This is a genomic window from Streptomyces sp. NPDC090442, from assembly GCF_044769405.1.
Taxonomy (GTDB): domain Bacteria; phylum Actinomycetota; class Actinomycetes; order Streptomycetales; family Streptomycetaceae; genus Streptomyces.
The window spans coordinates 1-26,878 of record NZ_JBIVXW010000090.1; the positions used below are offsets into that span (position 1 = coordinate 1).

The 26,878-nt window shown below is 72.4% G+C and carries 16 protein-coding genes and 1 tRNA gene; 14 read left to right on the forward strand and 3 right to left on the reverse strand.

Annotation, left to right across the window (positions count from 1 at the left end):
• Nucleotides 1-157: 157 nt before the first annotated feature.
• Nucleotides 158-835, forward strand: coding sequence for a DegT/DnrJ/EryC1/StrS family aminotransferase (locus ACIQU6_RS38985; RefSeq protein WP_403486489.1), 678 nt, complete (start codon nt 158-160; stop codon nt 833-835).
• A gap of 85 nt (nt 836-920) precedes the next feature.
• Nucleotides 921-993 (forward strand) — tRNA-Thr (locus tag ACIQU6_RS38990).
• Nucleotides 994-1,106: 113 nt separating this feature from the next.
• Here ACIQU6_RS38990 and ACIQU6_RS38995 read toward each other — a convergent pair.
• Nucleotides 1,107-3,767, reverse strand: a complete 2,661-nt coding sequence (locus ACIQU6_RS38995; RefSeq protein ID WP_403486490.1) for a SpoIIE family protein phosphatase — start codon at nt 3,765-3,767, stop codon at nt 1,107-1,109.
• Between the two features lie 259 nt (nt 3,768-4,026).
• Between ACIQU6_RS38995 and ACIQU6_RS39000 the strand changes: the two genes are divergently transcribed.
• From ACIQU6_RS39000 to ACIQU6_RS39040, 9 genes are all read left to right on the forward strand, one after another.
• Entirely contained in the window at nt 4,027-9,525 is a 5,499-nt protein-coding gene (locus ACIQU6_RS39000; RefSeq protein WP_403486491.1) for a HAMP domain-containing protein, read from the forward strand.
• A 267-nt stretch (nt 9,526-9,792) separates the two neighbouring features.
• Nucleotides 9,793-10,452: a two-component system response regulator gene (locus tag ACIQU6_RS39005; RefSeq protein ID WP_274912892.1), complete on the forward strand. Its 660-nt coding sequence runs from the start codon at nt 9,793-9,795 to the stop codon at nt 10,450-10,452.
• Between the two features lie 110 nt (nt 10,453-10,562).
• Nucleotides 10,563-13,385, forward strand: a complete 2,823-nt coding sequence (locus ACIQU6_RS39010) for a DNA translocase FtsK (RefSeq protein WP_403486492.1) — start codon at nt 10,563-10,565, stop codon at nt 13,383-13,385.
• 212 nt (nt 13,386-13,597) lie between these two features.
• Nucleotides 13,598-14,434, forward strand: coding sequence for a helix-turn-helix domain-containing protein (locus tag ACIQU6_RS39015; RefSeq protein ID WP_403486493.1), 837 nt, complete (start codon nt 13,598-13,600; stop codon nt 14,432-14,434).
• 106 nt (nt 14,435-14,540) lie between these two features.
• Nucleotides 14,541-16,034, forward strand: coding sequence for a 30S ribosomal protein S12 methylthiotransferase RimO (rimO, locus tag ACIQU6_RS39020; protein WP_403486494.1), 1,494 nt, complete (start codon nt 14,541-14,543; stop codon nt 16,032-16,034).
• Nucleotides 16,031-16,681, forward strand: a complete 651-nt coding sequence (gene pgsA, locus ACIQU6_RS39025; RefSeq protein ID WP_403486495.1) for a CDP-diacylglycerol--glycerol-3-phosphate 3-phosphatidyltransferase — start codon at nt 16,031-16,033, stop codon at nt 16,679-16,681. Before rimO ends, pgsA begins: the two co-directional genes overlap by 4 nt.
• A complete protein-coding gene (locus tag ACIQU6_RS39030) occupies nt 16,678-17,214 on the forward strand; it encodes a CinA family protein (protein ID WP_403486496.1) in 537 nt (178 codons plus the stop codon). Before pgsA ends, ACIQU6_RS39030 begins: the two co-directional genes overlap by 4 nt.
• 94 nt (nt 17,215-17,308) lie before the next feature.
• On the forward strand, nt 17,309-17,692 hold the full coding sequence (locus tag ACIQU6_RS39035) for a helix-turn-helix domain-containing protein (RefSeq protein ID WP_100603824.1): 384 nt from the start codon (nt 17,309-17,311) through the stop codon (nt 17,690-17,692).
• 199 nt (nt 17,693-17,891) lie between these two features.
• Nucleotides 17,892-18,362, forward strand: coding sequence for a Dps family protein (locus ACIQU6_RS39040; RefSeq protein ID WP_403486497.1), 471 nt, complete (start codon nt 17,892-17,894; stop codon nt 18,360-18,362).
• A 578-nt stretch (nt 18,363-18,940) separates the two neighbouring features.
• On the opposite strand, the gene ACIQU6_RS39045 is transcribed toward ACIQU6_RS39040, so the two are convergent.
• Together ACIQU6_RS39045 and ACIQU6_RS39050 are read right to left on the reverse strand one after the other, a co-directional pair.
• The gene (locus ACIQU6_RS39045) at nt 18,941-19,756 is read right to left on the reverse strand and encodes an Fpg/Nei family DNA glycosylase (RefSeq protein WP_403486498.1); all 816 of its coding nucleotides are present in this window, start codon (nt 19,754-19,756) and stop codon (nt 18,941-18,943) included.
• A 116-nt stretch (nt 19,757-19,872) separates the two neighbouring features.
• Nucleotides 19,873-24,660: an ATP-dependent helicase gene (locus ACIQU6_RS39050; RefSeq protein WP_403486499.1), complete on the reverse strand. Its 4,788-nt coding sequence runs from the start codon at nt 24,658-24,660 to the stop codon at nt 19,873-19,875.
• Between the two features lie 135 nt (nt 24,661-24,795).
• On the opposite strand from ACIQU6_RS39050, the gene ACIQU6_RS39055 reads away from it, so the two are divergent.
• The 3 genes from ACIQU6_RS39055 to ACIQU6_RS39065 are packed head-to-tail and all read left to right on the forward strand — an operon-like array spanning nt 24,796 to nt 26,862.
• Nucleotides 24,796-25,725, forward strand: coding sequence for an AraC family transcriptional regulator (locus tag ACIQU6_RS39055; RefSeq protein WP_403486500.1), 930 nt, complete (start codon nt 24,796-24,798; stop codon nt 25,723-25,725).
• A gap of 10 nt (nt 25,726-25,735) precedes the next feature.
• On the forward strand, nt 25,736-26,557 hold the full coding sequence (locus tag ACIQU6_RS39060; protein ID WP_403486501.1) for an AzlC family ABC transporter permease: 822 nt from the start codon (nt 25,736-25,738) through the stop codon (nt 26,555-26,557).
• Nucleotides 26,554-26,862: an AzlD domain-containing protein gene (locus tag ACIQU6_RS39065; RefSeq protein ID WP_403486502.1), complete on the forward strand. Its 309-nt coding sequence runs from the start codon at nt 26,554-26,556 to the stop codon at nt 26,860-26,862. The genes ACIQU6_RS39060 and ACIQU6_RS39065 overlap by 4 nt, the downstream gene beginning before the upstream one ends.
• The last annotated feature ends 16 nt before the right edge of the window (nt 26,863-26,878 follow it).

The following is a 26,878-nucleotide window of genomic DNA, read 5'->3' on the forward strand; positions in this document are numbered from 1 at the left end:
CTGCAGGGGGGACCCTGTGGGAGAGTAGGACGCCGCCGAACTCCTTTTATGGCTCCGGTTCTTGAACCTTCTGGTTCAGGAACCGGAGCCTTTTTGTTTGCGCTGTCAGGTGTTGGCCGTAACTTTACGTTCAACTGACCTGGACATGCTCCGCGGCATGGGGACAGTGGGAACGCTCAGGTCGGCCGGTGTCCGCGCTGGTGACGAGGTGGTGGTGCCGGCCTTCGGCAGTGCCGAAGTCGCCCAGGCCGTGGTGGAGTTGGGGGCGGTGCCGGTGTTCGCCGATGTGGACGGCGACAGTTACTGCCTGGATCCGGCCGCGGTGGCGGATGCGGTGAGCAGCCGGACCGCCGCCGTGGTGGTGGTGCACCGGTTCGGGCGGCCCGCGGACATGGCGTGGATCCGTGAAGTCGGCCAGCGGCACGGGTTGTTGGTGCTGGTCGAGGACGAGCCGGGGGTGCGGCCGGAGGAGGCCGAACTGCGGCGGGAGCACGCCGGGTATCTGGACGGGCGGTTGACCGGCGTGCGGACGCCGGCGCCGGCGTCCGGGCACGCCTACGAGAAGTACGTGGTGCGGGTGCCGGGGAACGGGCGGCCGGACCGGGACGCGTTCGCACGGGCCCTGCGGGCCAAGGGAGTTGCCTGCCGGGCGCCGGTGCAGGCGCCGGTGTACCGGGTGCCGGGGCTGCGGCAGGACGTCTTTCTCCCGGAGACCGAGCGGGCCGTTGACGAGACGTTGGCGCTGCCGTTGGACGCGGGGATGACGCGGCGTTCGGTGCAGCGGATGGCGGGCGCCTGCAATGCGTTGGGCGGATTGCTGCAACCGGCGCTCTAGGCCCGCTCTCCGGGCGGTTGTTGAGGTGGGCGCGGGGGCGGTTCGGAATTCCCCCGAGAGTGGGGTAGTATTTATCTCGTTGCCGGCCCCAATAGCTCAGTCGGCAGAGCGTCTCCATGGTAAGGAGAAGGTCTACGGTTCGATTCCGTATTGGGGCTCTGTTAAGGGAAAGTCCTCCACCGGTTGGTGGGGGACTTTTTTGTTGTACGGGCAGGAGTGGGTAAAGAGGTTGCCCCCGCCGGGAGTTCGGCGGGGGCTGGGGGAAGACGGGTTAGGCGGCGGGGACTTCGGGGACGCGCAGGGCGAGGATGGCCATGTCGTCGGAGGCCGGTTCGGCGGCGAAGCGTTCCACGGCCCGCAGGACGCGGGCGGCGACCGCGCCGGCCGTGAGGCCCGTACACGTCGTCAGGACGTCGGTGAGGCCATCGTCGCCGAGCATGCGGGTGCCCTCGCGGCGTTCGGTGACGCCGTCGGTGACGCACAGCAGGACGTCGCCGGGGTCGAGGGTGACGGTCTGTTCGTAGAGTTCGAGGTCGTCCATGACGCCGAGCAACGGCTGTGGTTCGGCGGCCGCTTCGACGGTGCCGTCCTGGCGTAGGCGGAGCGGGAGGGGGTGGCCGGCGCAGACGACCTTGAGGAGGGCGCTGCCGTCCTCCTGGGGCCAGAGTTCGCCGTAAAGGAGCGTCAGGAAGCGGCTGCGGGCACCCTCGTCGAGGATGGCGGCGTTGAGCCGCTCCAGGACGGCGGGGCCGCCGAAGCCCTCGCGGGCGAGCAGGCGGAGGGCGTGCCGGGCCAGGCCCGTGACGGCGGCGGCCTCCGGGCCGGTGCCGCAGACGTCGCCGATGGCGAAGCCGTAGGCGCCGTTGCGGATCGGGAAGAGGTCGTAGAAGTCGCCGCCGACCTCGTTGCCCTCGCCGGCGGCGCGGTAGATGACCTCGGTCTCGACGCCGGGGATGTCGGGGAGCTCCGGGGGCAGCAGGCTGCGCTGGAGGGACTGGCTGATGGCGGTGCGCTCGCTGTAGAGGCGGGCGTTGTCCAGTGCGAGGGCGGCTCGGCGGGAGAGGTCCTCGGCGAGTTCGAGGATCTCCTGGCGGAAGTGCTCCTCGGTGGGCTTGCCGAGGGTGAGCATGCCGATGACGCGGTTGCGGGCGACGAGGGGGAGGACGACGGTCTCGCCGCCGACGGCGGAGGCGGTGGCGAGGGTGGCGCCGGGCCCCTTGGAGGGGCGGGCGGACTCCTCCAGGCCGAGGCTGCGCAACGAGGTGCGCAGGGCCGCGTCGTGGGCGGCGTCGGCGGGGGCGGTCCAGACGCGGGCACCGGGGGTGGGGTCGGGCTCCGGTGGATCGACCTTCTTCAGCAGGGTCTTGAGGCCGTCGATGCGGTCCTCGTCCTCGTGGAGGACGTAGGAGAGCTCGGGTTCCGATGCCTGGTCGGCGACGGTGTAGACGGCGCACCAGGTGGCGAGGGTGGGGACCGTCATCTGGGCCATGAGGGCCAGGGTCTGGTCGCGGTCGAGGGTGCCGGCCAGGAGGTCGGACGCCTCGACGAGGAAGGAGAGGGAGCCGCGGCGGAGCTTCTCCAGCTCGGTGAGGCGGGCCCGTTCGACGGCGAGGGCGATGCGGTCGGCGGCGAACTGGAGGCGCAGCGCCTCCTCGTTGGTATACCGGGCGGCGCTCTCCGCCGCGACGCCGAGGGAGCCGGTGAGTCGGCCCTCGACCTTGAGCGGGACGGTGACGACCGAGCGCATGCCGGTGCCGGCGAGGAGCGGGACGGCGCCGGGGACGGCGGTGAGGTCCTCGTGGACGGCGGGCATGCGGGCGGAGCCGTAGCGGCCGGAGCCGGCCTCGACGGGGACCCGGGCGAAGCGCTGGCGGGCGGAGGGCAGGCCGGTGGAGGCGCGGACCTCCAATTCGGTCTCGTCGTCGGTGGCCAGCAGGAGGTAGGCGGCGTCGCCGTCGAGCATGTCGCGGGCGCGCTCGACGGTGCGTTGGAGCAGGCCGTCGAGGTCGTCGGGGGCGGGGGAGCCGATGAAGACCTCGAACGGGTCGGCGGAGCGGCCCTCGACGGGGGCGTTACCGTCGGTGGAGGGGGGCCGGCCGGGGCTCTGGAGGATGGCGCGCTCGTGGTCGCGGACCAGGAGGCAGACGGTGGACGCCTCGCCGTCGGCGTCGCGGACCCGGAGGTGGGAGGCGTAGACGGGAACGACCCGGCCGTCGGCTCCCCTTATGCCGTAGGAGCCCTCCCAGCGGGAGAGCAGGAGCGCCTCGGCGATGCCGGTGCCGGTGCCGGGGGTGTGCGGCCAGGCGGCGAAGTCGGTGAGGGGCTTGCCGATGACCTGCTCGGGCTCGTAGCCGAAGAGGTCGGCGGCGTCCTCGTTCCAGGACGTGACGCAGCCGCCGCGGTCGATCTGCACCACCGCGACCCGGACCCGGGCGTCGGTGACGGGCAGGGCGTCAACGGGGAGGGCGGGGCCCGCCGAGCGGGTGCCGGCCGGGCGTTCGGGAAGGTCGAGGTGGAACCAGACGTGTTTCTGGGCGGTGGTGTACTCCACGCCCCAACGGGCGGCCAGCGCGCCGCACAGCAGCAGGCCCCGGCCGCCCTCGCGGTCGGGGTGGACCATGGCCGGGCCGGTGCTCTGGAGCGGGATCTCGCGCTCGGGGTAGCGGTCGGCGACGGAGATCCGGACGCCGTTGTCGGTGCGCAGGCAGAGCACGTCGGCGGCGGTGCCGGCGTGCACCACGGCATTGGTGACCAGTTCGCTGGTGAGGACGACGGCGTCGTCGACGATGTCGGCGTAGCCCCAACCCTGGAGGGTGTCGCGGACGAAGGCACGGGCAGTGGCGACCGAGCGCCCGACCGGCTCGAAGGTGGCGGCGGCCCGCGCGGTGATCACTGGTCTCCTCATGCGTGTGTCGGTGATCTGCTCCCCCATGGTCGCGGTGCCCCTCCGAATACCTGTCGTGCTCGCACCCTCCCGCGCGGAATGACCGGGGCGGGTGGACAGCCGTATGCCAGGTTACTTACCTTCGCCGGGCCCGGGGATGCCGGTCACGTGTCTTTCGCCCCAATCGTGCGTCGGGACGGTATGCGATGCTGCCGAACTGTTATGGCCTGGTTGAGCCATGGTGAAACACTGGGCAAGCATGAAGAGAGAGCCCGGAGAGAACGGTCGACCCTGCGGGAGGGACACGGTGGAGTCTGGCGTAGCGGCGCGGGGCACTGGCACGCGCGCGAAAGGCGGACGATCCCGGAGTAATGGGACGACTGAGGTCGATACGGCCGCGCTGAACCGGCTGCTCGCCGCGCTCGTCGCGATGCGGGACGGGAACTTCCGCAAGCGGCTCACGGTTTCCGGCGAGGGCGTGATGTCGGAGATCGCGGCGGTCTTCAACGAGGTCGCCGACCGCAATCTTCATCTCACCGGTGAGCTGGCTCGGGTGCGCCGGGTCGTCGGGCGTGAGGGCAAGCTCACAGAACGGCTGGAGACGGGCGCGGCCGAGGGCTCCTGGGCGGCGGCCATCGAGGCGTCCAACGCGCTCGTCGACGACCTGGTGCGGCCGGTCTCCGAGGTGGGCCGGGTGCTCTCCGCGGTTTCCGAGGGCGACCTGGAACAGCGGATGGATCTGCGCTCGCGGAGTTCGGACAGCTCTTCGGAGCATCCCCTGCGCGGTGAGTTCCTGAAGGTGGGACGGACCGTCAACGGTCTGGTGGACCAACTCTCCGCCTTCACCGACGAAGTCACGCGGGTGGCCAGCGAGGTCGGCACCGAGGGCAAGCTGGGCGGCCAGGCGCGGGTGCGCGGAATGTCGGGTTCGTGGAAGGACCTTACGGATTCCGTCAATACGATGGCGTCCCGTCTGACCGCGCAGGTACGTGACATCGCGCTGGTCACCACCGCCGTCGCCAAGGGCGATCTGTCGCGGAAGGTGACCGTCCATGTCGCCGGCGAGATGTTGGAGCTGAAGAACACCGTCAACACGATGGTGGACCAGCTCTCCTCGTTCGCCTCCGAGGTGACGCGGGTCGCCCGTGAGGTGGGTACCGAGGGCGAACTGGGCGGCCAGGCCCAGGTTCCCGGTGTCGCCGGGGTGTGGAAGGACCTGACCGATTCCGTCAATCTCATGGCGGGCAATCTGACCGCGCAGGTGCGCGGTATCGCCCAGGTCACCACCGCGGTGGCCAATGGCGACCTGTCGCAGAAGGTCACGGTCAGCGCCCGCGGCGAGGTCGCGCAGCTCGCCGACACCATCAACACCATGACCGAGACGCTGCGCACCTTCGCCGACGAGGTGACGCGGGTCGCCAACGAGGTCGGGGCCGAGGGCCAGCTCGGCGGTCAGGCGCAGGTGCCGGGCGCCGCCGGTACGTGGAAGGACCTCACGGATTCGGTCAACAACGCCTTCCGGAACCTGACCGGCCAGGTGCGGGACATCGCGCAGGTGACCACCGCGGTGGCCAACGGCGATCTCTCGCAGAAGGTCACCGTCGATGTCGCGGGCGAGATGCTGGAGTTGAAGAACACCGTCAACACGATGGTGGATCAGCTCTCCGCGTTCGGTTCCGAAGTGACCCGGGTGGCCCGGGAGATCGGCGTCGAGGGCGAACTGGGCGGCCAGGCCGCGGTGCCGGGCGCGGCCGGTACGTGGAAGGACCTCACCGACTCCGTCAACACCGCTTTCCGGAACTTGACCGGGCAGGTGCGCAACATCGCGCAGGTGACGACCGCAGTGGCCAATGGCGACCTGTCGCAGAAGGTCACGGTCGATGTCTCCGGCGAGATGCTCAAGCTGAAGAACACCGTGAACACCATGGTGGACCAGCTCTCGTCGTTCGCGGACCAGGTCACCCGCATGGCCAGGGACGTGGGCACCGAGGGCCGGCTGGGTGGCCAGGCGCGGGTGGACGGCGTCAGCGGCACCTGGAAGGAGTTGACCGACTCCGTCAACTTCATGGCCGGGAACCTGACTTCTCAGGTGCGGCAGATCGCCCAGGTGACGACCGCGGTGGCGCGCGGCGACCTCTCGCAGAAGATCGACGTCGACGCGCGCGGCGAGATCCTGGAACTCAAGAGCACCATCAACACGATGGTCGACCAACTCTCCGCCTTCGCCGAGCAGGTGACCCGGGTCGCCCGCGAGGTCGGTACGGAGGGCCGGCTGGGTGGTCAGGCGCAGGTGCCGGGCGTCGCCGGCGTCTGGCGCGATCTGACCGACTCGGTGAACGGCATGGCCGGCAACCTCACCGCCCAGGTGCGCAACATCGCTCAGGTCGCCACGGCCGTGGCGCGCGGTGACCTCTCGCAGAAGATCGACGTGGACGCCCGCGGCGAGATCCTGGAGCTGAAGAACACCCTCAACACCATGGTGGACCAGCTCTCCTCGTTCGCGGAGGAGGTCACCCGGGTCGCCCGCGAGGTGGGTACCGAGGGCATCCTCGGCGGCCAGGCCGAGGTCCAGGGCGTCAGCGGCACCTGGAAGGACCTCACCCAGTCCGTCAACTTCATGGCGAACAACCTGACGTCGCAGGTGCGCAACATCGGCGAGGTGACCACCGCGGTGGCCCGCGGCGACCTGTCGAAGAAGATCACCGTCGACGCCAAGGGCGAGATCCTCGAACTCGTCACGACCGTGAACACCATGGTCGACCAGCTCTCGCTGTTCGCGGAGCAGGTGACGCGGGTGGCCCGCGAGGTCGGTACGGAGGGTCAACTCGGCGGTCAGGCACGGGTTCCGGGCGTGACCGGCATCTGGAAGGACCTCAGCGACAACGTCAACCTGATGGCGAACAACCTGACCATCCAGGTGCGGAACATCTCACAGGTCTCGGCGGCGGTCGCCAACGGTGATCTGACAAAGAAGGTCACGGTCGAGGCGCGCGGCGAGGTCGCGCAGCTCGCCGACACCGTCAACACCATGGTGACCACGCTGTCGTCGTTCGCCGACGAAGTGACCCGGGTGGCCCGTGAGGTGGGCACCGACGGCATCCTGGGCGGCCAGGCCCGCGTCCCCGGCGTCGCCGGCACGTGGAAGGACCTCACCGAGTCGGTGAACTCCATGGCCAACAACCTGACGGGCCAGGTCCGCAACATCGCCATGGTCACCACCGCCATCGCCAAGGGCGATCTGACCAAGAAGATCGACATCGACGCGCGGGGCGAGATCCTGGCGCTGAAGACGACCATCAACACGATGGTCGACCAGCTCTCCTCGTTCGCCGAGCAGGTCACCAGGGTGGCCCGCGAGGTGGGCACGGAGGGCCAGTTGGGCGGTCAGGCGCAGGTGCGCGGCGTGGCCGGCACCTGGAAGGACCTGACGGAGTCGGTGAACGAGATGGCCGGGAACCTCACCCGGCAGGTGCGCGCCATCGCCGCGGTCGCCGCGGCGGTGACCCTCGGCGACCACAACGTCCGCATCGACGTGGACGCGGCCGGCGAGATCCTGGAGCTCCAGGACAACATCAACACCATGATCTCCACGCTCCGGGAGACCACGCTCGCCAACGAGGAACAGGACTGGCTGAAGGGCAACCTGGCCCGGATCTCCGGTCTGATGCAGGGCCGCCGCGACCTCAAGGACGTCGCCACCCTCATCATGAGCGAGCTGTCGCCCGCGGTCTCCGCGCAGCACGGCGCGTTCTTCCTCGCCGCGCGCCCCGACGTCCAGGAGGTCGGCTCCAACGGCGACGGCGGGTACGAGCTGCGGCTGACCGGCTCGTACGGCTATGCCATGGGCGGGATGCCGACGACGTTCAGGCCGGGGGAGACGCTGATCGGGACGGCGGCCGAGGAGGGCCGCACGATCCTCGTGGAGAACGTGCCCTCCGGGTACCTCAAGATCGCGTCCGGGCTGGGCGAGGCGCCGCCGGCCAACATCATCGTGCTGCCGGTCCTCTTCGAGGACAAGGTGCTCGGGGTGATCGAGCTGGCGTCGTTCCAGCCGTTCACCCAGATCCAGAAGGACTTCCTCAGCCAGATCGCCGAGATGATCGCGACCAGCGTCAACACCATCTCGGTGAACACCAAGACAGAGGTGCTGCTGGCGCAGTCACAGGAGTTGACCGAGCAACTGCGCGAGCGCTCCGCGGAGTTGGAGAGCCGGCAGAAGGCGCTGGAGCTGTCCAACTCCGAGCTGGAGGAGAAGGCCGAGCAGCTGCGGCAGCAGAACCGCGACATCGAGGTGAAGAACACCGAGATCGAGGAGGCGCGACAGGTCCTGGAGGAGCGCGCCGAGCAGCTCGCGGTCTCCATGCGGTACAAGTCGGAGTTCCTGGCGAACATGTCGCACGAGCTGCGGACGCCGCTGAACTCCCTGCTGATTCTGGCCAAGTTGCTGGCCGACAACGCGGAGGGGAACCTCTCGCCGAAGCAGGTGGAGTTCTCCGAGACCATCCACGGCGCCGGTTCGGACCTGCTCCAACTGATCAACGACATCCTCGACCTGTCGAAGGTCGAGGCGGGCAAGATGGACGTCTCGCCGACCCGGATCGCGCTGGTCCAGCTCGTCGACTACGTCGAGGCGACGTTCCGGCCGCTGACGGCCGAGAAGGGGCTGGACTTCTCCGTCCGGGTCTCCCCGGAGCTGCCCGCCACGCTGCACACCGACGAGCAGCGGCTCCTCCAGGTGCTGCGCAACCTGCTGTCCAACGCGGTGAAGTTCACCGACAGCGGCGCCGTCGAGCTGGTGATCCGGCCGGCCGGGGCGGACGTTCCGCTGGCCATCCGCGAGCAGTTGCTGGAGCACGGTTCGCTGCGCGACCCGGACGCCGCGATGATCGCCTTCTCGGTGACCGACACCGGCATCGGCATCGCGCCGAGCAAGATGCGGGTCATCTTCGAGGCGTTCAAGCAGGCGGACGGCACCACCAGCCGCAAGTACGGGGGCACCGGTCTGGGCCTGTCCATCAGCCGGGAGATCGCCCGCCTGTTGGGCGGCGAGATCCACGTCCAGAGCGAGCCCAACCGCGGCTCGACGTTCACCCTGTACCTGCCGCACAACCCGGGCGGGCTGCCGCCGCAGGGCTACCCCCAACTCGTCGCCGGCGGGCTGGCGATGGACGCCGAGGCGCGGGAGACCGAGGACGGCGTCCAGGAGGACGAGGAGCCGATGCACGAGCCGGGGGCCGGGAGCCTCAACCGGCGCCGCCGCAGGGCGGTTTCCGGCGGTGCGCGACGGATGGCGCTGCCCGGCCGGCCCGCCGCCGGTGCGCCGCAGCCGCCCGCATCCGCGCCGGCGTCCGCGCCGGTCGGCCAACAGCTGGAGGAGTCCTGGCTCGGCAACGGGCAGGATCTGGTCGACCCGGGCTTCGAGGGCGGCTTCCACGGCGAGAAGGTGCTGATCGTCGACGACGACATCCGCAACGTCTTCGCGCTCACCAGCGTCCTGGAGCAGCACGGACTGTCGGTGCTGTACGCGGAGAACGGCCGTGAGGGCATTGAGGTGTTGGAGCAGCACGACGACATCGTGCTGGTCCTGATGGACATCATGATGCCGGAGATGGACGGTTACGCGACCACCGCGGCGATCCGGCGGATGCCGCAGTTCGCCGGGCTGCCCATCATCGCGCTGACCGCGAAGGCGATGAAGGGCGACCGGGAGAAGAGCATCGACTCCGGGGCGTCGGACTACGTGACCAAGCCGGTGGACACCGATCATCTCCTGTCGGTCATGGAGCACTGGATGCACCAGAGGTGACGGGGCGTCCCTCGGGCGTCCACTATGGATGCCGAAAGAGGATCATCGCGTGCTGACTGAGTGTGGCCGTGGGCGTGTGGAAGCGCGGGATTCGGGGAACCTTCTCGTCTCTCGCTGCGTTTCCGCTACGTGCACAGTGACATCGCGGTGACAGGGTGTGGCGACAGGCGGGGTGCAGCTACCATGACCGGCACAAGGACGGGCGGCGTGACGGAGTCGTCCCCTGGGGCGGCGTCCGGTTCCATGCCGGGGCGAGGAGGACGGGCCATGGTGCAGAAGGCCAAGATCCTCCTGGTCGATGACCGGCCGGAGAATCTGCTGGCGCTGGAGGCGATCCTCTCCGCGCTCGATCAGACACTGGTGCGGGCATCGTCCGGGGAGGAAGCGCTCAAAGCACTGCTCACCGACGACTTCGCGGTGATTCTGCTCGACGTGCAGATGCCGGGGATGGACGGCTTCGAGACCGCCGCGCACATCAAGCGGCGGGAGCGCACCCGCGACATCCCGATCATCTTCCTCACGGCGATCAACCACGGCCCGCACCACACCTTCCGCGGCTACGCGGCCGGCGCGGTCGACTACATCTCCAAGCCGTTCGACCCGTGGGTGCTGCGCGCGAAGGTCTCGGTCTTCGTCGACCTGTACATGAAGAACTGCCAACTGCGCGAGCAGGCCGCGCTGCTGAGGCTCCAGCTTGAGGGCGGCCGGCAGGGCGTCGGTGAGACCAAGGAGTCGGCCGGGCTGCTCGCCGAGCTCTCCGCGCGGCTGGCCGCCGTCGAGGAGCAGGCCGAGGCGCTCTCCAAACAGCTCGACGAGTCCGCGGACGCCGCGGCGGTGGCCACCGCCGCGCATCTGGAGCGCAAACTCACCGGCCTGCGACGGGCCTTGGACGCCCTGGAGCCCGGTGCCGGGGCGCCCACCGGCTGACGGAGCCCGCACGGGCTTCTGACGGCCCCTCATGAACCCGGCGCGCGACACGAATGGGTGAAGCGCCGTGCGCTCGTGCCGTGCGCGCCGGCGCCTGTAATCTCGTCGGCATGGCTTCACGTACGTCCGGCAAGGGAACGCAGCGCACGGCGGGACCCTCGAAGCCGCGCGTCGGGCAGTCCGGGGGCGCAGCGAAGAAGGCCGCCGCCAAGAAGGTGCCCGCGAAGAAGGCGACCGCGAAGCGGCCGCCGGCCAACAAGGGCGCGGCGGCGAAGAAGGCTCCGGCCAAGAAGGCGCCGGCGCGGAGGGCACCCGCCAAGAAGGCCGCGCCGAGGCCGGCGCCGTCGCCGACCGGCGGCGTCTACCGCCTCGCGCGCGCCTGTTGGTTGGGTGCCGCGCACACCATCGGCGCGGTGTTCCGCGGTTTCGGCCGCGGCGCCAAGAACCTCCACCCGGCGCACCGCAAGGACGGGTTGGCGCTGCTGCTGCTCGGTCTGGCGCTGGTCGTCGCGGCGGGTACGTGGTCCAACCTCTCCGGCCCGGTCGGCAATCTCGTCGAGCTGTTGGTCACCGGCGCGTTCGGGCGGCTGGACCTGGTCGTGCCGATACTGCTCGGCGGGATCGCGGTGCGGCTCATCCGGCACCCGGAGCAGCCGGAGGCCAACGGCCGGATCCTCATCGGGCTCACGGCGCTGGTGGCCGGGGTGCTCGGGCAGGTGGCGATGGCCTGCGGGTCCCCGGGGCGGGGCGACGGGCTCGCCGCCGTACAGGACGCCGGTGGCTATGTCGGCTGGGCGGTGTCCAAGCCGTTGATCTTCACCGTCGGGCAGACCCTGGCGGTGGCGCTGCTGGTGCTGCTGACCGTCTTCGGGCTGCTGGTGGTCACCGCGACACCGGTGAACGCCATCCCGCAGCGGCTGCGGGCGCTGGGCGTCCGCCTCGGCCTGCTGGAGCCCGAGGAGGACGAACACTACGAAGAGGCGGCGGAGTACGGCGAGGAATGGCGCGAGCGGCCGGCCCGCCGGCCGCGGCGCACCGCGCCCGAGGACGATGACCCGGACGCGCTGGAGGAGGCCGCACTGGCCAAGCGGCGGCGGCCCCGGGCCCAGGATCGGCCGGCCGACCGGCCGATGGACGCGGTGGACGTCGCCGCCGCGGCCGCCGCCGCGCTGGACGGCGCGGTCATGCACGGCGTCCAGCCCTCGCCGCTGGTCGCCGAGCTCAGCGGGGGCATCTCCGGGGAGCGCCGGGAGCGCGACGCGGACACCGGGACGGAGAGCGGCTCGGTGCCGCCGGCGCGCGGCGCGGAGGCGCCCGCGGACCCGGCGCCCGCCGAGGCCAAGGGGAAGAAGCCGGCGCTGGACCTCACCAAGTCGCCGGTTCCGGACCTGACCAAGGCCCCGCCGGAGGCGACCGGTGACCTGCCGTCACGCGCCGAGCAGCTCCAGCTCTCCGGCGACATCACCTACGCGCTGCCGTCGCTGGACCTGCTCACCCGCGGCGGCCCGGGCAAGTCCCGCAGCGCCGCCAACGACGCCATAGTGGAGGCGCTGACCAACGTCTTCACCGAGTTCAAGGTCGACGCCTCGGTCACCGGCTTCACCCGCGGCCCGACGGTCACCCGATACGAGGTCGAGCTCGGCCCCGCGGTGAAGGTCGAGAAGATCACGGCGCTGGCCAAGAACATCGCCTACGCGGTGGCCTCCCCGGACGTGCGGATCATCTCGCCGATCCCCGGCAAGTCCGCGGTCGGCATCGAGATCCCGAACACCGACCGGGAGATGGTCAACGTCGGCGACGTGCTGCGCCTCGCGGACGCCGCCGAGGACGACCACCCGATGCTGGTGGCGCTCGGCAAGGACGTCGAGGGCGGCTACGTGATGGCGAACATGGCGAAGATGCCGCACATCCTCGTCGCCGGCGCGACCGGTTCGGGCAAGTCGTCCTGCATCAACTGCCTGATCACGTCGATCATGGCGCGGGCCACCCCCGAGGAGGTCCGCATGGTGCTCGTCGACCCCAAGCGCGTGGAGCTGACCGCGTACGAGGGCATCCCGCACCTGATCACGCCGATCATCACCAACCCCAAGCGGGCCGCCGAGGCGCTCCAGTGGGTGGTGCGCGAGATGGACCTGCGCTACGACGACCTCGCGGCGTTCGGCTACCGCCACATCGACGACTTCAACGAGGCCGTCCGCACGGGCAAGCTGAAGACCCCCGAGGGCAGTGAGCGGGAGCTGGCGCCGTACCCGTACCTGCTGGTGATCGTGGACGAGCTGGCGGACCTGATGATGGTCGCGCCGCGGGACGTCGAGGACTCCATCGTCCGCATCACGCAGTTGGCCCGCGCGGCCGGCATCCACCTGGTGCTGGCGACCCAGCGGCCGTCGGTCGATGTCGTCACCGGCCTCATCAAGGCCAACGTGCCGTCCCGGTTGGCGTTCGCGACCTCCTCGTTGGCCGACAGCCGGGTCATCCTCGACCAGCCCGGCGCCGAGAAGTTGATCGGCAAGGGCGACGGCCTCTTCATGCCGATGGGCGCCAACAAGCCGATCCGGATGCAGGGCGCGTTCGTCACCGAGGCGGAGGTGGCCGCCGTCGTCCAGCACTGCAAGGACCAGATGGCGCCCGTCTTCCGGAACGACGTCACCGTCGGCACGGCCAAGAAGAAGGAGATCGACGAGGACATCGGCGACGACCTCGACCTGCTGTGTCAGGCGGCCGAGCTGGTGGTCTCGACCCAGTTCGGCTCGACGTCGATGCTCCAGCGGAAGCTGCGGGTCGGGTTCGCCAAGGCGGGGCGGCTGATGGACCTGATGGAGTCGCGGAACATCGTCGGGCCGAGCGAGGGCTCCAAGGCGCGCGACGTGTTGGTGAAGCCGGACGAGTTGGACGGAGTGCTGGCGGTCATCCGCGGGGAGGCTCCGCAGTAGCACGCACGTGCGGGGGTCCTCCTCCGCGCGCGGAGGCAACCGTTTCCCTTGCTCGTACGTCAAGTTGAGGGAGGCGGGGATGGTCGGTCCCGGGGCGGCGCCACGGGGCGTTCTGATGGCGTACAAACCCCGCTCTCCCGCTTGCCCGACCCTTTCGCACCACCCCTAGACTGAACTTCCAGCAGGTGGCTACACGCTCGAAAGGCGCCCCCGTGTCCATCGGCAACTCCCCCAACTCCCCTGAAGAGGACCGGCCTTCCGCCGGTCCGGACCGGCCGTCGGTCGGTCGAGCCCTCCAGCAGGCCCGCATCAGCGCGGGACTGACCGTCGAAGAGGTCAGTACGGCGACGCGGGTGCGGATCCCGATCGTGCACGCGATCGAGCAGGACGACTTCTCGCGCTGCGGCGGTGACGTCTATGCGCGCGGACACATCAGAACGCTCGCCCGTGCCGTCTCCCTCGACCCCCAACCCCTGATCGCCCGCTACGACGCCGACCACGGTGGCCGACCCAGCCCGACCGTCGCCGCCCCGCTCTTCGAGGCCGAGCGGATCCGGCCGGAGCCGCGCCGCCCCAACTGGACCGCGGCGATGGTCGCGGCGATCGTGGCCGTCGTCGGCTTCGCCGGTTTCACGTTCTTCAGCAGCGGTGGCAAGCGCGAGGCCGCCCCGGTCGCCACCGACACCGCCAAGGCCGACAAGCCGGGTCCGGCCGCCAGCACCATCCGGCCCCGGGCGCCCCAGCCCAAGCCGGTACCCTCCGACGGCGCCATCGCCGGCCTGCCCAAGGACAAGGTCACGATCAAGGTGACCGCGAAGGACGGGCAGAGCTGGATCTCCGCCAAGGACGCCAACGGCAAACTCCTGCAGGACGGGCTGCTCAAGCAGGGGGAGTCGAAGACGTTCACCGACAACAAGCGGATCGATCTCGTCGTCGGCAACGCCGGGGCCGTACAGCTGTACGTCAACGGCAAGGAGGTCAAGAAGGTCGGCGACGAAGGCTCCGTGGAGCGGCTGAGCTACACGCCGGGAGACCCTCAGGCGGGCTGAGGAGCACCGCCCGACAGGTCTCCACCGCCCGCCCCGAAGTGGCTCGGGACGGGCGGTGGAGACCTGCGCGCCATGGGGGTGTCTGGGACGAAGTAGGCTGAGCCCTATGCCCGAACGCCGTACCGTCGCCCTTGTCACCCTTGGCTGCGCCCGTAACGAGGTGGACTCGGAGGAGCTCGCAGGCCGCCTGGCAGCGGACGGCTGGCAGCTCGTCGAGGACGCCACCGACGCGGATGTGGCCGTCGTCAACACCTGTGGCTTCGTCGAGGCCGCCAAGAAGGACTCCGTCGACGCCCTGCTGGAAGCCAACGATCTGAAGGATCACGGCCGCACCCAGGCCGTGGTCGCCGTCGGCTGCATGGCCGAGCGCTACGGCAAGGAGCTTGCCGACGCGCTGCCGGAGGCGGACGGGGTGCTCGGCTTCGACGACTACTCCAACATCTCCGACCGGCTCCAGACCATCCTCAACGGCGGCATCCACGCCTCGCACACCCCGCGCGACCGCCGCAAGCTGCTGCCGATCAGCCCGGCCGAGCGGCAGGACGCCGCCGGGGTCGCGCTGCCCGGCCACGCGCAGGAGCCGGCGGCCCCGCCCCAGGACCTCCCCGAGGGCGTCGCGCCGGCCTCCGGGCCGCGGGCGCCGCTCCGCCGTCGACTGGGCAACGACCCGGTCGCCTCGGTGAAGCTGGCCTCGGGGTGCGACCGCCGCTGTTCCTTCTGCGCCATCCCGTCGTTCCGCGGTTCGTTCATCTCCCGCCGGCCCTCCGACGTGCTGTCCGAGACGCGCTGGCTGGCCGAGCAGGGCGTCAAGGAGGTCATGCTGGTCTCCGAGAACAACACCTCGTACGGCAAGGACCTCGGCGACATCAGATTGCTGGAGACGCTGCTGCCGGAGCTGGCCGCGGTCGACGGCATCGAGCGGATCCGGGTCAGCTACCTCCAGCCCGCCGAGATGCGGCCGGGCCTGATCGACGTGCTGACCGGCACCGACAAGGTCGCGCCCTACTTCGACCTGTCCTTCCAGCACTCGGCGCCTGGTGTGCTGCGCGCGATGCGGCGGTTCGGTGACACCGACCGCTTCCTGGAGCTGCTGGAGACGATCCGCGGCAAGGCGCCGCAGGCCGGCGCGCGCTCCAACTTCATCGTCGGCTTCCCCGGCGAGTCCGAGGGCGATCTGGCGGAGCTGGAGCGGTTCCTGAGCGAGGCGCGGCTGGACGCCATCGGCGTCTTCGGCTACTCCGACGAGGACGGCACCGAGGCCGCCGGCTACGAGGACAAGCTGGACCCGGAGGTCGTCGCCGAGCGGCTGGCGCGGGTCTCCCGGCTGGCCGAGGAGCTGACCGCGCAGCGCGCTGCGGAGCGGGTCGGCGAGACCGTCCGGGTGCTGGTGGACCGGGTCGACGACGAGGACGACGGGATCGTCGGGCGGGCCGCGCACCAGGCGCCGGAGACCGACGGGGTCACGCTGCTCACGACCGACCAAGACCTGCGGCCCGGTCGTATGGTCGAAGCGAAGGTGGTCGCGAGCGAGGGTGTGGACCTCGTTGCGGAGGTGCTGTCGGTGGACGGTACGGGCTGTTCCGAGGAGGCGGGCAGATGAGCGGAGCCTCGGCTTCCGCCGCCGGGAGGCCGCGCACCGCGCCGGCCGTCCGGCAGGCCGGGCTGTGGAACATCGCCAACGTCCTGACGATGCTGCGGCTGCTGCTGGTCCCGGCGTTCGTGCTGCTGATGATGCACGACGGCGGGGCGAGCCCGGCCTGGCGGTCGTTCGCCTGGGCCGCCTTCGCCATCGCCATGATCACCGACATCTTCGACGGGCATCTGGCGCGCACCTACAACCTGGTCACCGACTTCGGCAAGATCGCCGACCCGATCGCGGACAAGGCGATCATGGGGGCCGCGCTGATCTGCCTGTCGGTGCTGGGGGATCTGCCCTGGTGGGTCACGGGCGTGATCCTCTTCCGGGAGCTGGGCATCACGCTGATGCGGTTCTGGGTGATCAAGCACGGGGTGATTCCGGCCAGTCGGGGCGGCAAGATCAAGACATTGGCACAGGGCATCGCGGTCGGCATGTACGTCCTGGTGCTGAGCGGGCCGCTGGCCACCTTGCGCTGGTGGGTGATGGCGGTGGCGGTGGTGCTGACGGTGGCGACCGGGCTCGACTACGTCCGGCAGGCCGTGGTGCTGCACCGGGCCGGGCTGGCCCGGGAGCGGGCCGCGTGGGGCGACGGGGACGACGGCCGGTGACCGCGCCGGGTTCTGTGGCGGCCGGGGCGCTGGCGGCGCTCGCCGAGCGGCGGCAGAGCCTGGCGGTGGCCGAGTCCCTCACCGGCGGGCTGGTCGCGGGCGAGCTGACCGGCGTCCCCGGGGCCTCCCGGGTGGTGCGCGGCGCGATCACCGCGTACGCGACCGACGTCAAGCGGGAACTGCTCGGTGTGGACGGTGCGCTGTTGGCGGACCGCGGGGCGGTGGACGGCGAGGTCGCGCGGCAGATGGCCCGCGGGGTGCGGCGGGTGCTCGGCGCCGACTGGGGCATCGCCACCACGGGCGTCGCCGGGCCCGAGCCGCAGGACGGACAGCCGGTGGGCACCGTCTACGTCGCCGTCCAGGGACCGGACGGCGAGGAACGGGTACGACGGCTGGCACTGACGGGGGATCGCGACCGGATCCGTCGGGACAGCGTCCAGGCCGTGCTCGCGCTGCTGCTGCGCGAACTCACGGAAAATGTGCGGGCACAGGATACGGAACAACACGGGGGGAATGGATGTTTGCAGCCCTGAGTGAACACGTACTCGCTCCCGGCACGGCTGCGGCCCGAGGCGGTACGGTGGGGCGAGAAGGATCCGCATCCGAGGTCCGAGGAGGGAGCCAGCGATGATTCTGCTTCGTCGCCTGCTGGGTGACGTGCTGCGCCGACAGCGTCAGCGCCAAGGCCGCACCCTGCGCGAGGTCTCGTCCTCCGCCCGGGTGTCGCTCGGCTACTTGTCCGAGGTCGAGAGGGGCCAGAAGGAGGCGTCCTCAGAGCTGCTCTCGGCGATCTGCGACGCGCTGGATGTGCGCATGTCCGAACTGATGCGGGAGGTCAGCGACGAGCTGGCACTCGCGGAGCTGGCCGCCTCCGCGGCCGCGACGGACACGGTGCCCGCACCGGTGCGGCCGAAGCTCAATTCGGTGTCCGTCGCGTCCCTGACCGGGGTGCCGGAGGAGCGCGTGACCATCAAGTCCCCGGCCGACGTCGTGGATGTTGTCGCGGCCTGACACCGCAATCCCCTTGCATGGCCTTCAAGCCCCGGCGGGCAGCAGCCCGCCGGGGCTTCTGCTGTGCCCGCGTGGTGTCCGGGCCGCTGCTCGGGCGGACCGGCCGGGCTGCTCGGAGCGGAGTTCTGGCCCGTACCATGGGGCTAAATCGGAATATTCGCCCGAATATCCTTGAATGCGCCTGAAGAGGAGTATCTGGATGTCTGTGGTCACAAGCACGCTGTCCGATGAAGCCCGTTCCGTCGTCGGCACCGCCCTCCAGGGCGCACTGGTCGACCTGGTGGATCTCTCCCTGGTCGCCAAGCAGGTGCACTGGAACGTCGTCGGTCCGCGCTTCCGTTCCGTACACCTCCAGCTCGACGAGGTCGTCGCCGTCGCGCGGCAGCACGCCGACACGGTGGCCGAGCGGGCCTCGGCGATCGGGGTCACGCCGGACGGCCGTTCCGCGACGGTCGCCAAGACCAGCGGCATCAGCGAGGCCCCGGACGGTTGGGTCAAGGACGGGGACGTCGTGAGGACCATGGTGGACGCGCTCGGCGCGGTCATCGCGCGGATGCGGGAGCGGATCGCCGTCACCGACAAGCCCGACCCGGTCACCCAGGACATCCTCATCGGCCTGACCGCCGACTTGGAGAAGCACCACTGGATGTTCCAGGCCGAGGCCCACTGAGCGCGGTCCGTTGCCCGTGGCCCGTTGGGCGACGCCCGCCGAGCGCGGCCCGTTGGCCGTGAGCCGTGGGCGGTCGCCTACCGGGTCCGTCGCTCGGGGTTCTGCGGGGCGCATCTTGCGCGCCGGGCGTGCGCCGGTGCGCCCCTGCCGCCGGGCGGCGGGCCCGGTCTAGCGTCGGCCCGAGGAGGCAGGCATGGCGAGGCGGGCGAGGTCCGTGCCAGTGCGATGGATATCCGCGGCGCTCGTCGGGGGGCTGTGGTGGTGGGCGGTGTGCCGGCTGGCGCTGTGGCCGGGGTCGGCGGGGCCGGTGGAGGGGGCGGTCGCGGCGGGGGGTTGGGGGCTCAGCCTGCTGCCGGTGCACTGCGTCCCGTGGACCGGGCGGCGCGAGGGGGGGGATCGTACGGGGCGGGAAGGTCCGGTGGCGGCCGTCGAGGCGTGGATCTCCGGGGTGTGGCGGGTCTGTCAGGGCAGTCGGGCGGGGCGGCTGGCCGAGGCGTGGTGGCGGCGTGCGGGCGGGGGTGACGGGGGGTGGGGGTGAGGTCGTTCGGTGGGGTGGGGTGGGTGTGGCTGGTGGGGTGTCAACGTGTGGGTGGGGATGGGGTGGTGGGGGATGACGGTTGGCACGTGGGGCACCAGTAGGTGACGCGTTCGTCGGCCGTGGGGCCCTGGTCGGCGGTGCGGATCGGAGTGCCGCAGCGCAGGCAGGGGCGGCCGGCGCGGCCGTAGACCCACAGGCGTCGGTCGCCGCGGGCGCTGGGGGTGGTGACCCGGGCCGGGCGGTGCTTGTTGGCCTCCAGGAGCTTCTTGGCGAGGGCCGGGGCGCGTTCGGGGGCGGTGAGGTGGCCGAACGGGAGCCAAGGGGAGGCGCCGAGCAGGAAGCACAGTTCGGACTTGTAGACATTGCCGATGCCGGCGAGGTTCCGCTGGTCGAGCAGGGCCTCGCCGAGCGGGCGGTCGGGGGCGGCGAGCAGGCGGCGCAGCGCCTCGGCCGGGTCCCAGTCCGGGCCGAGCAGGTCGGGGCCGAGGTGGCCGACGACCCGGAACTCGTCGGTGGTGCGCAGGAGTTCCAGGACGGGGAGGCGGTAGCCGACGGCGGTGTGCTCGGCGGTGCCGAGGACCGCGCGGATCTGGTGGGCTGGGCCGCCGCGCCAGCGTTCGGTCGGGGCGTAGAGCTTCCAGGCGCCGTCCATCCGCAGAGGGGAGTGGAGGGTGAGGCCGCCCTCGAAGCGGGTGAGCAGGTGCTTGCCGCGGGGCACCACGGCCAGCACCGCGCGGCCGGTGAGGTCGACCGTTGCGAGGCGGGGGACGCGCAGGTCGCAGCGGGTCAGCGGGCTGCCGGCCAGCGCCTGGTGGAGACGGTGCGCCAGCCGGAAGACGGTGTCGCCTTCGGGCATGGGGCCATCATGCACCGGCGGGCGGCTTGGCCGGGCGGTCCTCCCTCCCGTCGCTCGCCCGCCGCCCCTCAAGGGCGGGCCCCGCCCGGCCCTTCCAGCCCCGGCCGTCGGCCGGATCAGCCGCGCAGTCGCAGCCCCCGGGGCGTCGGATGGAAGCCCGCGGCCTCCAGGACGGGGGCGTAGGGGGAGGTGAGGGCGGCGGTGCCGTTGATGCGCTCGGTGGTGAGGGTGCCGACGGCGCCGGCCCGGGCCGCGTCGGTGAGGGCCTCGACGGCGGACCGCAGGCGGGGGTCGGCGGCGGCCTCGGCCGGATCGGGGCTCAGCGGCCACAACAGCAGGGTCTTGCCGCCGCGCTCCAGATAGAGCGCCAGCTCGCCGTCGACGAGGACCACCAGGGAACCGGCCTTGCGGCCCGGCTTGTGGGTGGCCCCCTCGGGCGGCTCGGGCCAGGACAGGGCGGCGCCGTACGCATTGGCGGGGTCGGCGGCGGCGAGGACCAGGGCGCGCGGGCCGCCGCGGCGGGGCTGCCCCGGGGCACCGTCCGGGAACGGGGCGTCGGTGCCGCGCTCCCGTTGGGCGCTGATCGCCCGCAGCCGGTCCACCGCGCCGTCCATCGCGAACTGGGCCGCGCCCAGGCCCTCGACGACATAGCCGCGGCGGGCCTGGCCGGACTCCTCGAAGACGGACAGGACGCGGTACGCCGCGGAGAAGCCGCCGGCGACCCCCTCGGCGGCGACCGCGCCGCGGGTGACGATGCCGTGCCGGTCCAGGAGCGTACGGGCCAGGGCGTGGGCGCGGTGGGTGGGGTCCGGCTCGGGGGTGGGGAGCAGGGACCAGCGGCCGCCGACCGTCGGCGGGCCGGAGCGGGAGGCGGTGGGGCGGGCGGCCGCGGTCAGCGTGCCGTATCTGCCTCGGGGGACGGCGCGGCGGGCGCGGTGGGCCGTGGAGCCGGCGGTGCGGCCGGAGCCCAGCAGGGCGCGCAGCGGGGCGAGGGTGTCGTTGGTGAGCCGGCCGGACCAGGCCAGATCCCAGACGGCGTCGGCGAGTTGCGGATCGGTGGCGTCCGGGTGGGTGGTGGCGCGGACCTGGTCGGCGATCTGGCGGAAGAACAGGCCGTAACCGGGGGCGAGGGCGGCGAGTACCGACTCGTGCAGCGCGGCCAGCTCCAGGGGGAGCGGGGGCGGCAGCAACAGGGGCGCGGCGTCGGCGAGATGGAGGGAGAGCCAGCCGTCCTTGCCGGGCAGCGCGCCGGCGCCGGCCCACAACACCTCACCGGTGGCGGTGAGTTCGTCCAACAGGGCCGGGGTGTAGCCGCCGACCCGGGACGGCAGGATCAGCTTCTCCAGGGCGGAGGCCGGCACCGGTGCGCCCTGGAGCTGCTCGACGGCGCGGACCAGGCCGTCGAGGCCGCGCAGCTTGGACGACGCGGCGGGGGGTGGCGCGGGCGCCCCGGGGGCGGGGGCCGGGCGGGGGGCGCCGACGTGCTGCCACTGGGGGAGGAAGGCGGCCAGCGCGGCGGGCGGCACCGGCTCCAACTCCTCGCGCAGCGCGGCCAGCGAGCGGCGGCGCAGCCGGCGCAGCACCTGGGCGTCGCACCATTCCTGGCCGATGCCGTGGAGGGGGGCAGCGCGTTGGGCTTCCGGGGAAGGGGGGTGGGCGACGGGTGGGCGGAACTCGCCCTGGACGAGGCGGCCGGTGGCGGTCAGGCGCTGCAGGGCGCCGTCGGTGACGGCGGTGCCGAGGCCGAAGCGGGCGGCGGCCTGCTCGGAGGTGAACGGGCCGTGGGTGCGGGCATAGCGGGACAGTAGATCGCCCAGCGGGTCCTTGACCGGTTCGGTGAACGACTCGGGGACGCCGACCGGGAGGGCGGTGCCCAGGGCGTCCCGGAGCCGGCCGGCGTCCTCGACGGCCGCCCAGTGCTCGGCGCCGGCGATCCGCACTCGGATGGCGCGCCGGGCCGCCGCCAGCTCGACGGGCCAGGCCGGGTCGGCGCCGCGCTCGACCAACTCGGTGTCGGTCAGCGGCCCCAGCAGCCGCAGCAGGTCGGCGACGCCCTCGGCGTCCTTGACGCGGCGGTCCTCGGTGCGCCACTGGAGCTCGCGCTCCAACTCCGCCAGCACCTCCGCGTCCAGCAGCTCGCGCAGCTCGGCCTGGCCCAACAGCTCGGCCAGCAGCCGGGAATCCAGGGACAGCACGGCGGCGCGGCGCTCGGCCAGCGGGGAGTCGCCCTCGTAGAGGAACTGGGCGACATACCCGAAGAGCAGCGAGCGGGCGAACGGGGACGGCTGGGGCGTCGTGACCTCCACCAGGCGGACCCGGCGGGCCTCGATGTCGGCCATCAGCTCCGTCAGGCCCGGGACGTCGAAGACGTCCTGGAGGCACTCGCGGACCGCCTCCAACACGATCGGGAACGAGCCGAACTCGCTCGCCACCTGGAGGAGTTGGGCGGCGCGCTGGCGCTGCTGCCACAGCGGGGTGCGCTTGCCGGGGCTGCGGCGGGGCAGCAGCAGGGCGCGCGCCGCGCACTCCCGGAAGCGGGCGGCGAACAGGGCGGAGCCGCCGACCTGGTCCGTCACGAGCTGATCGACCTCGCCGTGGTCGAAGACCACGTCGGTGGCGCCCACCGGGGACTGCTCGGGGTCGTACTCGGCGCGGTCCGCGGCGCCGAAGCCGCCGTCGCCGTCGAGGAGGTCCAGGCCCATCAGGTCGGCGTCCGGCAGCCGCAGCACGATGCCGTCGTCGGCGTGCATCACCTGGGCGTCCAGGCCGTAGCGCTCGGTGAGCCGGGCGCCCAGGGCCAGCGCCCAGGGGGCGTGCACCTGGGCACCGAACGGGGAGTGGATGACGACCCGCCAGTCGCCCAGTTCGTCCCGGAAGCGCTCGACGACGATGGTGCGGTCGTCCGGGACGTGGCCGCAGGACTGGCGCTGCTCGGCGAGATAGGACAGGACGTTGGAGACCGCCAGGTCGTCGAGGCCGGCGGCGGCCAGCCGGGCGCGGGCGTCCTCGGGGGAGAGCGAGCCGACCTCCCGGAGGAACGCGCCCAGCGCGCGGCCCAGTTCGAGCGGGCGGCCGAGCTGGTCGCCCTTCCAGAACGGCAGCCGGCCCGGCACCCCGGGGGCGGGGGTGACCAGCACCCGGTCGCGGGTGATGTCCTCGATGCGCCAGGAGGTCGTGCCCAGGGTGAAGACGTCGCCGACGCGGGACTCGTAGACCATCTCCTCGTCGAGCTCGCCCACCCGTCGCCCGCCGCCTTTGGCGGAGCTCTCGCCGGCCAGGAAGACGCCGAACAGGCCGCGGTCGGGGATCGTGCCGCCGGAGGTGACGGCCAGTCGCTGGGCGCCGGGGCGGCCGGTGACGGTCTGGGCGACGCGGTCCCAGACCAGGCGCGGGCGCAACTCCGCGAAGGCGTCGGACGGATAGCGGCCGGCGAGCATGTCCAGCACGGCGGTGAACGCGGACTCCGGGAGCGCGGCGAACGGGGCCGCCCGGCGGACCAGGGCCAGCAGCTCCTCGACGTCCCAGGTATCCATCGCGGCCATCGCGACGAGCTGTTGGGCCAGCACGTCCAGCGGATTGGCGGGCACCCGCAGCGCCTCGATGGCGCCCGACCGCATCCGCTCGGTGACCACCGCGGCCTGCACCAGATCGCCGCGGTACTTGGGGAAGACGATGCCCTTGGAGACCGCGCCGACCTGGTGGCCGGCCCGGCCCACCCGTTGGAGGCCGGAGGCCACCGACGGTGGCGACTCCACCTGGACGACCAGGTCGACCGCGCCCATGTCGATGCCCAACTCCAGGCTGGACGTGGCGACCACGGCCGGCAGCCGGCCGGCCTTGAGGTCCTCCTCCACCAGGGCGCGCTGCTCCTTGGAGACCGAGCCGTGGTGGGCCCGGGCCAGCAGCGGGGGCGCGCCCCGGGCGGCGCCGGCCTCGGCCATCAGCTCGGCGGGGGAGTGGTGCTCGGGCAGCGGCTCGCCGACCGCGCGCTCGTAGGCGATCTCGTTGAGGCGGTTGCACAACCGCTCGGCGAGGCGGCGGGAGTTGGCGAAGACGATGGTGGAGCGGTGGGCTTGGACGAGGTCGGCGATCCGCTCCTCGACCTGTGGCCAGATGGACGGCTTCTCGCCCGTCTCGCCCTCCTGGACGGGGGCGCTGCCGAGCTCACCCATGTCCTCGACCGGGACGACCACGGAGAGGTCGAACCGCTTGCCGGACGGCGGCTGGACGATCTCCACCCGACGCCGCGGCGAGAGATAGCGGGCCACCTCCTCCACCGGGCGGACCGTCGCGGACAGCCCGATCCGGCGCGCCGGCCGCTCCAAGAGCTCGTCGAGCCGCTCCAGGGAGAGCGCCAGGTGCGCCCCGCGCTTGGTGCCGGCGACCGCGTGCACCTCGTCCAGGATGACCGTCTCGACGCCGGCCAGCGCCTCCCGGGCCGAGGACGTCAGCATCAGGAACAGCGACTCGGGGGTGGTGATGAGGATGTCCGGCGGGCGGTTGGCCAGGGCGCGGCGCTCGGCGGCCGGGGTGTCCCCGGAGCGGATGCCGACCCGGATGTCGGGCTCCGGCAGCCCCAGGCGGACCGACTCCTGCCGGATGCCGGTCAGCGGGCTGCGCAGATTCCGCTCGACGTCGACCGCGAGGGCCTTCAGCGGCGAGACGTACAGCACCCGGCAGCGCTTCTTCGGCTCGGCCGGCGGCGGCGCGCTGGCCAGCGCGTCCAGCGACGCCAGGAACGCGGCCAGCGTCTTGCCGGAGCCCGTCGGCGCGACCACCAGGACGTCGGACCCCTCGCCGATCGCCCGCCAGGCGCCCTCCTGGGCGGCGGTGGGCGCGCTGAACGCCCCGGCGAACCAACCGCGGGTCGCGGGCGAGAACGAAGCGAGCGCTGCCTGGGTCATGTTCCCCATCGTGCACCGGACCACTGACAATCCGATCCGGAGCGGCCGCCGGGCCGATCCCGCGGACCCGCCCGCGGGCGTCCACGGTGCGGAACGCCCCGCCGCCCGGCGGCCGGGCGGACCCACAATGTGGCCATGGTCGTGATCGGCGAGGGCGGGGCGCAGGCGGCGCCGCGGACCGCCGGTGAGTGGGCGCGCCACTGGCGCTGCCCCGACCTGCCCGGCCTGGACCTGCTGCGGGCCCGCTACGTGCGCCACTCCTTCCCCCGCCACACCCACGACGGCTACGTCATCTGCGCGGTCACCTCCGGGATCGAGGCGGTCGGTCTCCGGGACGGCGTGGTGCGGGCCGGGCGCGGCGGCATCGTGATGATCAACCCCGAGGTGCCGCACACCGCGTGGGCCGGCGCCCCCGAGGGCTGGGCCTACGCCACGCTCTACCCGTCGACGGAGCTGGTGACCGGCATCGCCCGGGAGACCTCGGGGCTGCGGGGCACCGCCGGCTTCGTCCGGACCGTCGCCGACGAGCCCGGCGTCGGTCGGCTGATCGCCGGCGTCCACCGGGCCGCCGAGGCGGGCAACGCGCTGGCCGCCGACAGCCTGCTGCGGATCGTCGTGGCCCGGTTGCTGCGCGGCCACGGCGGCCCGCTGCCGCCCCGGGCGCCGCGCACGGCGGGCGCCCGTACGGCGGCCCGGGCCCGCGCCGTCCTGGAGGAGCGGATGACCGACCCGCCCACCCTGGAGGAGCTCGCCGGCGAGTTGGGCACCGGCCCGTTCGCGCTGCTGCGGGCCTTCCGGGCCGCGTACGGCATGCCGCCGCACGCCTGGCTCACCGACGCCCGGGTGCGGCGCGCCCGCCGGCTGCTGGAGGCCGGCGCCCCGCCCGCCGAGACGGCCGTGGCGGTGGGCTTCACCGACCAGCCGCACCTGAACCGGCACTTCACCCGGATCGTCGGGGTGCCACCGGGGGCGTACCGCCGGGAACGGAGCGCGGTGAGGCGGCCACCGGGACGTGACGGCGCGGGGCGCAAGAACGTACAAGACCGCGGGGCGGCCGGCCCCTAGGGTCCGGCGCGTGACAGATCAACCAGAACCCGCAGGGCCGACCGGGATATCCGAGTCGCGCGCGACATCCGTTGGGCGGCCCGATCGCGCCGTCATCAGGGACGCGTTGGGCGTCGGCGTCGCGGTCGGGCTCTCCGGCTTCGCCTTCGGCGTCACCTCCGCCGGCGCCGGGCTCGGCATCTGGCAGAGCTGCGCCCTGAGCCTCCTGGTCTTCACCGGCGCCTCGCAGTTCGCCCTGGTGGGCGCGCTCGCCGCGGGCGGCAATCCGTTGACCGCCGCGGCCGGCGCCTTCTTCCTCGGCGTCCGCAACGCCTTCTACGGGCTGCGGCTCTCCGCCGTCCTCGGTTACCGGGGCGCGGTCCGGCCGCTGGTCGCCCACTGGGTCATCGACGAGACCGCCGCCGTCACCCTGGCCCAACCCGGCCGGCGCAGCGCCCGGTTGGGCTTCACCGTCACCGGGGCGTCGCTGTACGTCCTGTGGAACCTCACCACCCTCGGCGGCGCGCTGGGGGCCCGGGCGCTGGGTGACACCACCGCCTGGGGCCTGGACGCGGCCGCGCCCGCGGTCTTCGTGGCGCTGCTGGCGCCGATGCTGCGGTCGGCGGTGGAGCGGTGCGCGGCCGGCCTCGCCGTCCTGCTGCTCCTGGTGTCGCTGCCGGTGCTGCCGGCCGGTGTCCCGGTGTTGCTGGCGGCGCTCGCCGCGCCCGCCGTCCTGGCCGTCCAGGGAGGGGCGCGACGCACGCCCGCGCCCGAGGGGGAGTCGACCGAGGTGCCGGCCCCACGGGAGGGGGCCGGCGCGGACCACGGCACTACGAGGGAGGGCCGGTCATGACCGTCTGGATCGCGATCGGCGTCACCGCCGTCGGCTGCTACCTGGTCAAGCTCCTCGGCCTCTCGGCGCCCGCCGGCGTCCTGGAACGTCCCCTGGTCAGGCGGTTGGCCGCGCTGCTCCCGGTGGCGCTGCTGGCCGCACTCACCGCCCAGCAGACCTTCAGCGACGGCCGGCACCTGGTGCTGGACGCCAAGGCCGCCGGGGTCGCCGCCGCGGCCGTCGCCCTCCTGCTGCGCGCCCCGTTCCTGGCGATCGTGGCGGTCGCGGTGGCCGTCACCGCTGGGGTGCGGGCCCTGGGTGGATGACCGCGCGGGCGGCCGC

Coding starts and splice junctions, on each gene's coding strand:
- rimO (WP_403486494.1), top strand. CDS start 14,541: ATGCCCGAACGCCGTACCGTCGCCCTTGTCACCCTTGGCTGCGCCCGT.
- ACIQU6_RS39045 (WP_403486498.1), bottom strand. CDS start 19,756: ATGCCCGAAGGCGACACCGTCTTCCGGCTGGCGCACCGTCTCCACCAG.
- ACIQU6_RS39010 (WP_403486492.1), top strand. CDS start 10,563: ATGGCTTCACGTACGTCCGGCAAGGGAACGCAGCGCACGGCGGGACCC.
- ACIQU6_RS39050 (WP_403486499.1), bottom strand. CDS start 24,660: ATGACCCAGGCAGCGCTCGCTTCGTTCTCGCCCGCGACCCGCGGTTGG.
- pgsA (WP_403486495.1), top strand. CDS start 16,031: ATGAGCGGAGCCTCGGCTTCCGCCGCCGGGAGGCCGCGCACCGCGCCG.
- ACIQU6_RS39040 (WP_403486497.1), top strand. CDS start 17,892: ATGTCTGTGGTCACAAGCACGCTGTCCGATGAAGCCCGTTCCGTCGTC.
- ACIQU6_RS39055 (WP_403486500.1), top strand. CDS start 24,796: ATGGTCGTGATCGGCGAGGGCGGGGCGCAGGCGGCGCCGCGGACCGCC.
- ACIQU6_RS38985 (WP_403486489.1), top strand. CDS start 158: ATGGGGACAGTGGGAACGCTCAGGTCGGCCGGTGTCCGCGCTGGTGAC.
- ACIQU6_RS39065 (WP_403486502.1), top strand. CDS start 26,554: ATGACCGTCTGGATCGCGATCGGCGTCACCGCCGTCGGCTGCTACCTG.
- ACIQU6_RS39035 (WP_100603824.1), top strand. CDS start 17,309: ATGATTCTGCTTCGTCGCCTGCTGGGTGACGTGCTGCGCCGACAGCGT.
- ACIQU6_RS39005 (WP_274912892.1), top strand. CDS start 9,793: ATGGTGCAGAAGGCCAAGATCCTCCTGGTCGATGACCGGCCGGAGAAT.
- ACIQU6_RS38995 (WP_403486490.1), bottom strand. CDS start 3,767: ATGGGGGAGCAGATCACCGACACACGCATGAGGAGACCAGTGATCACC.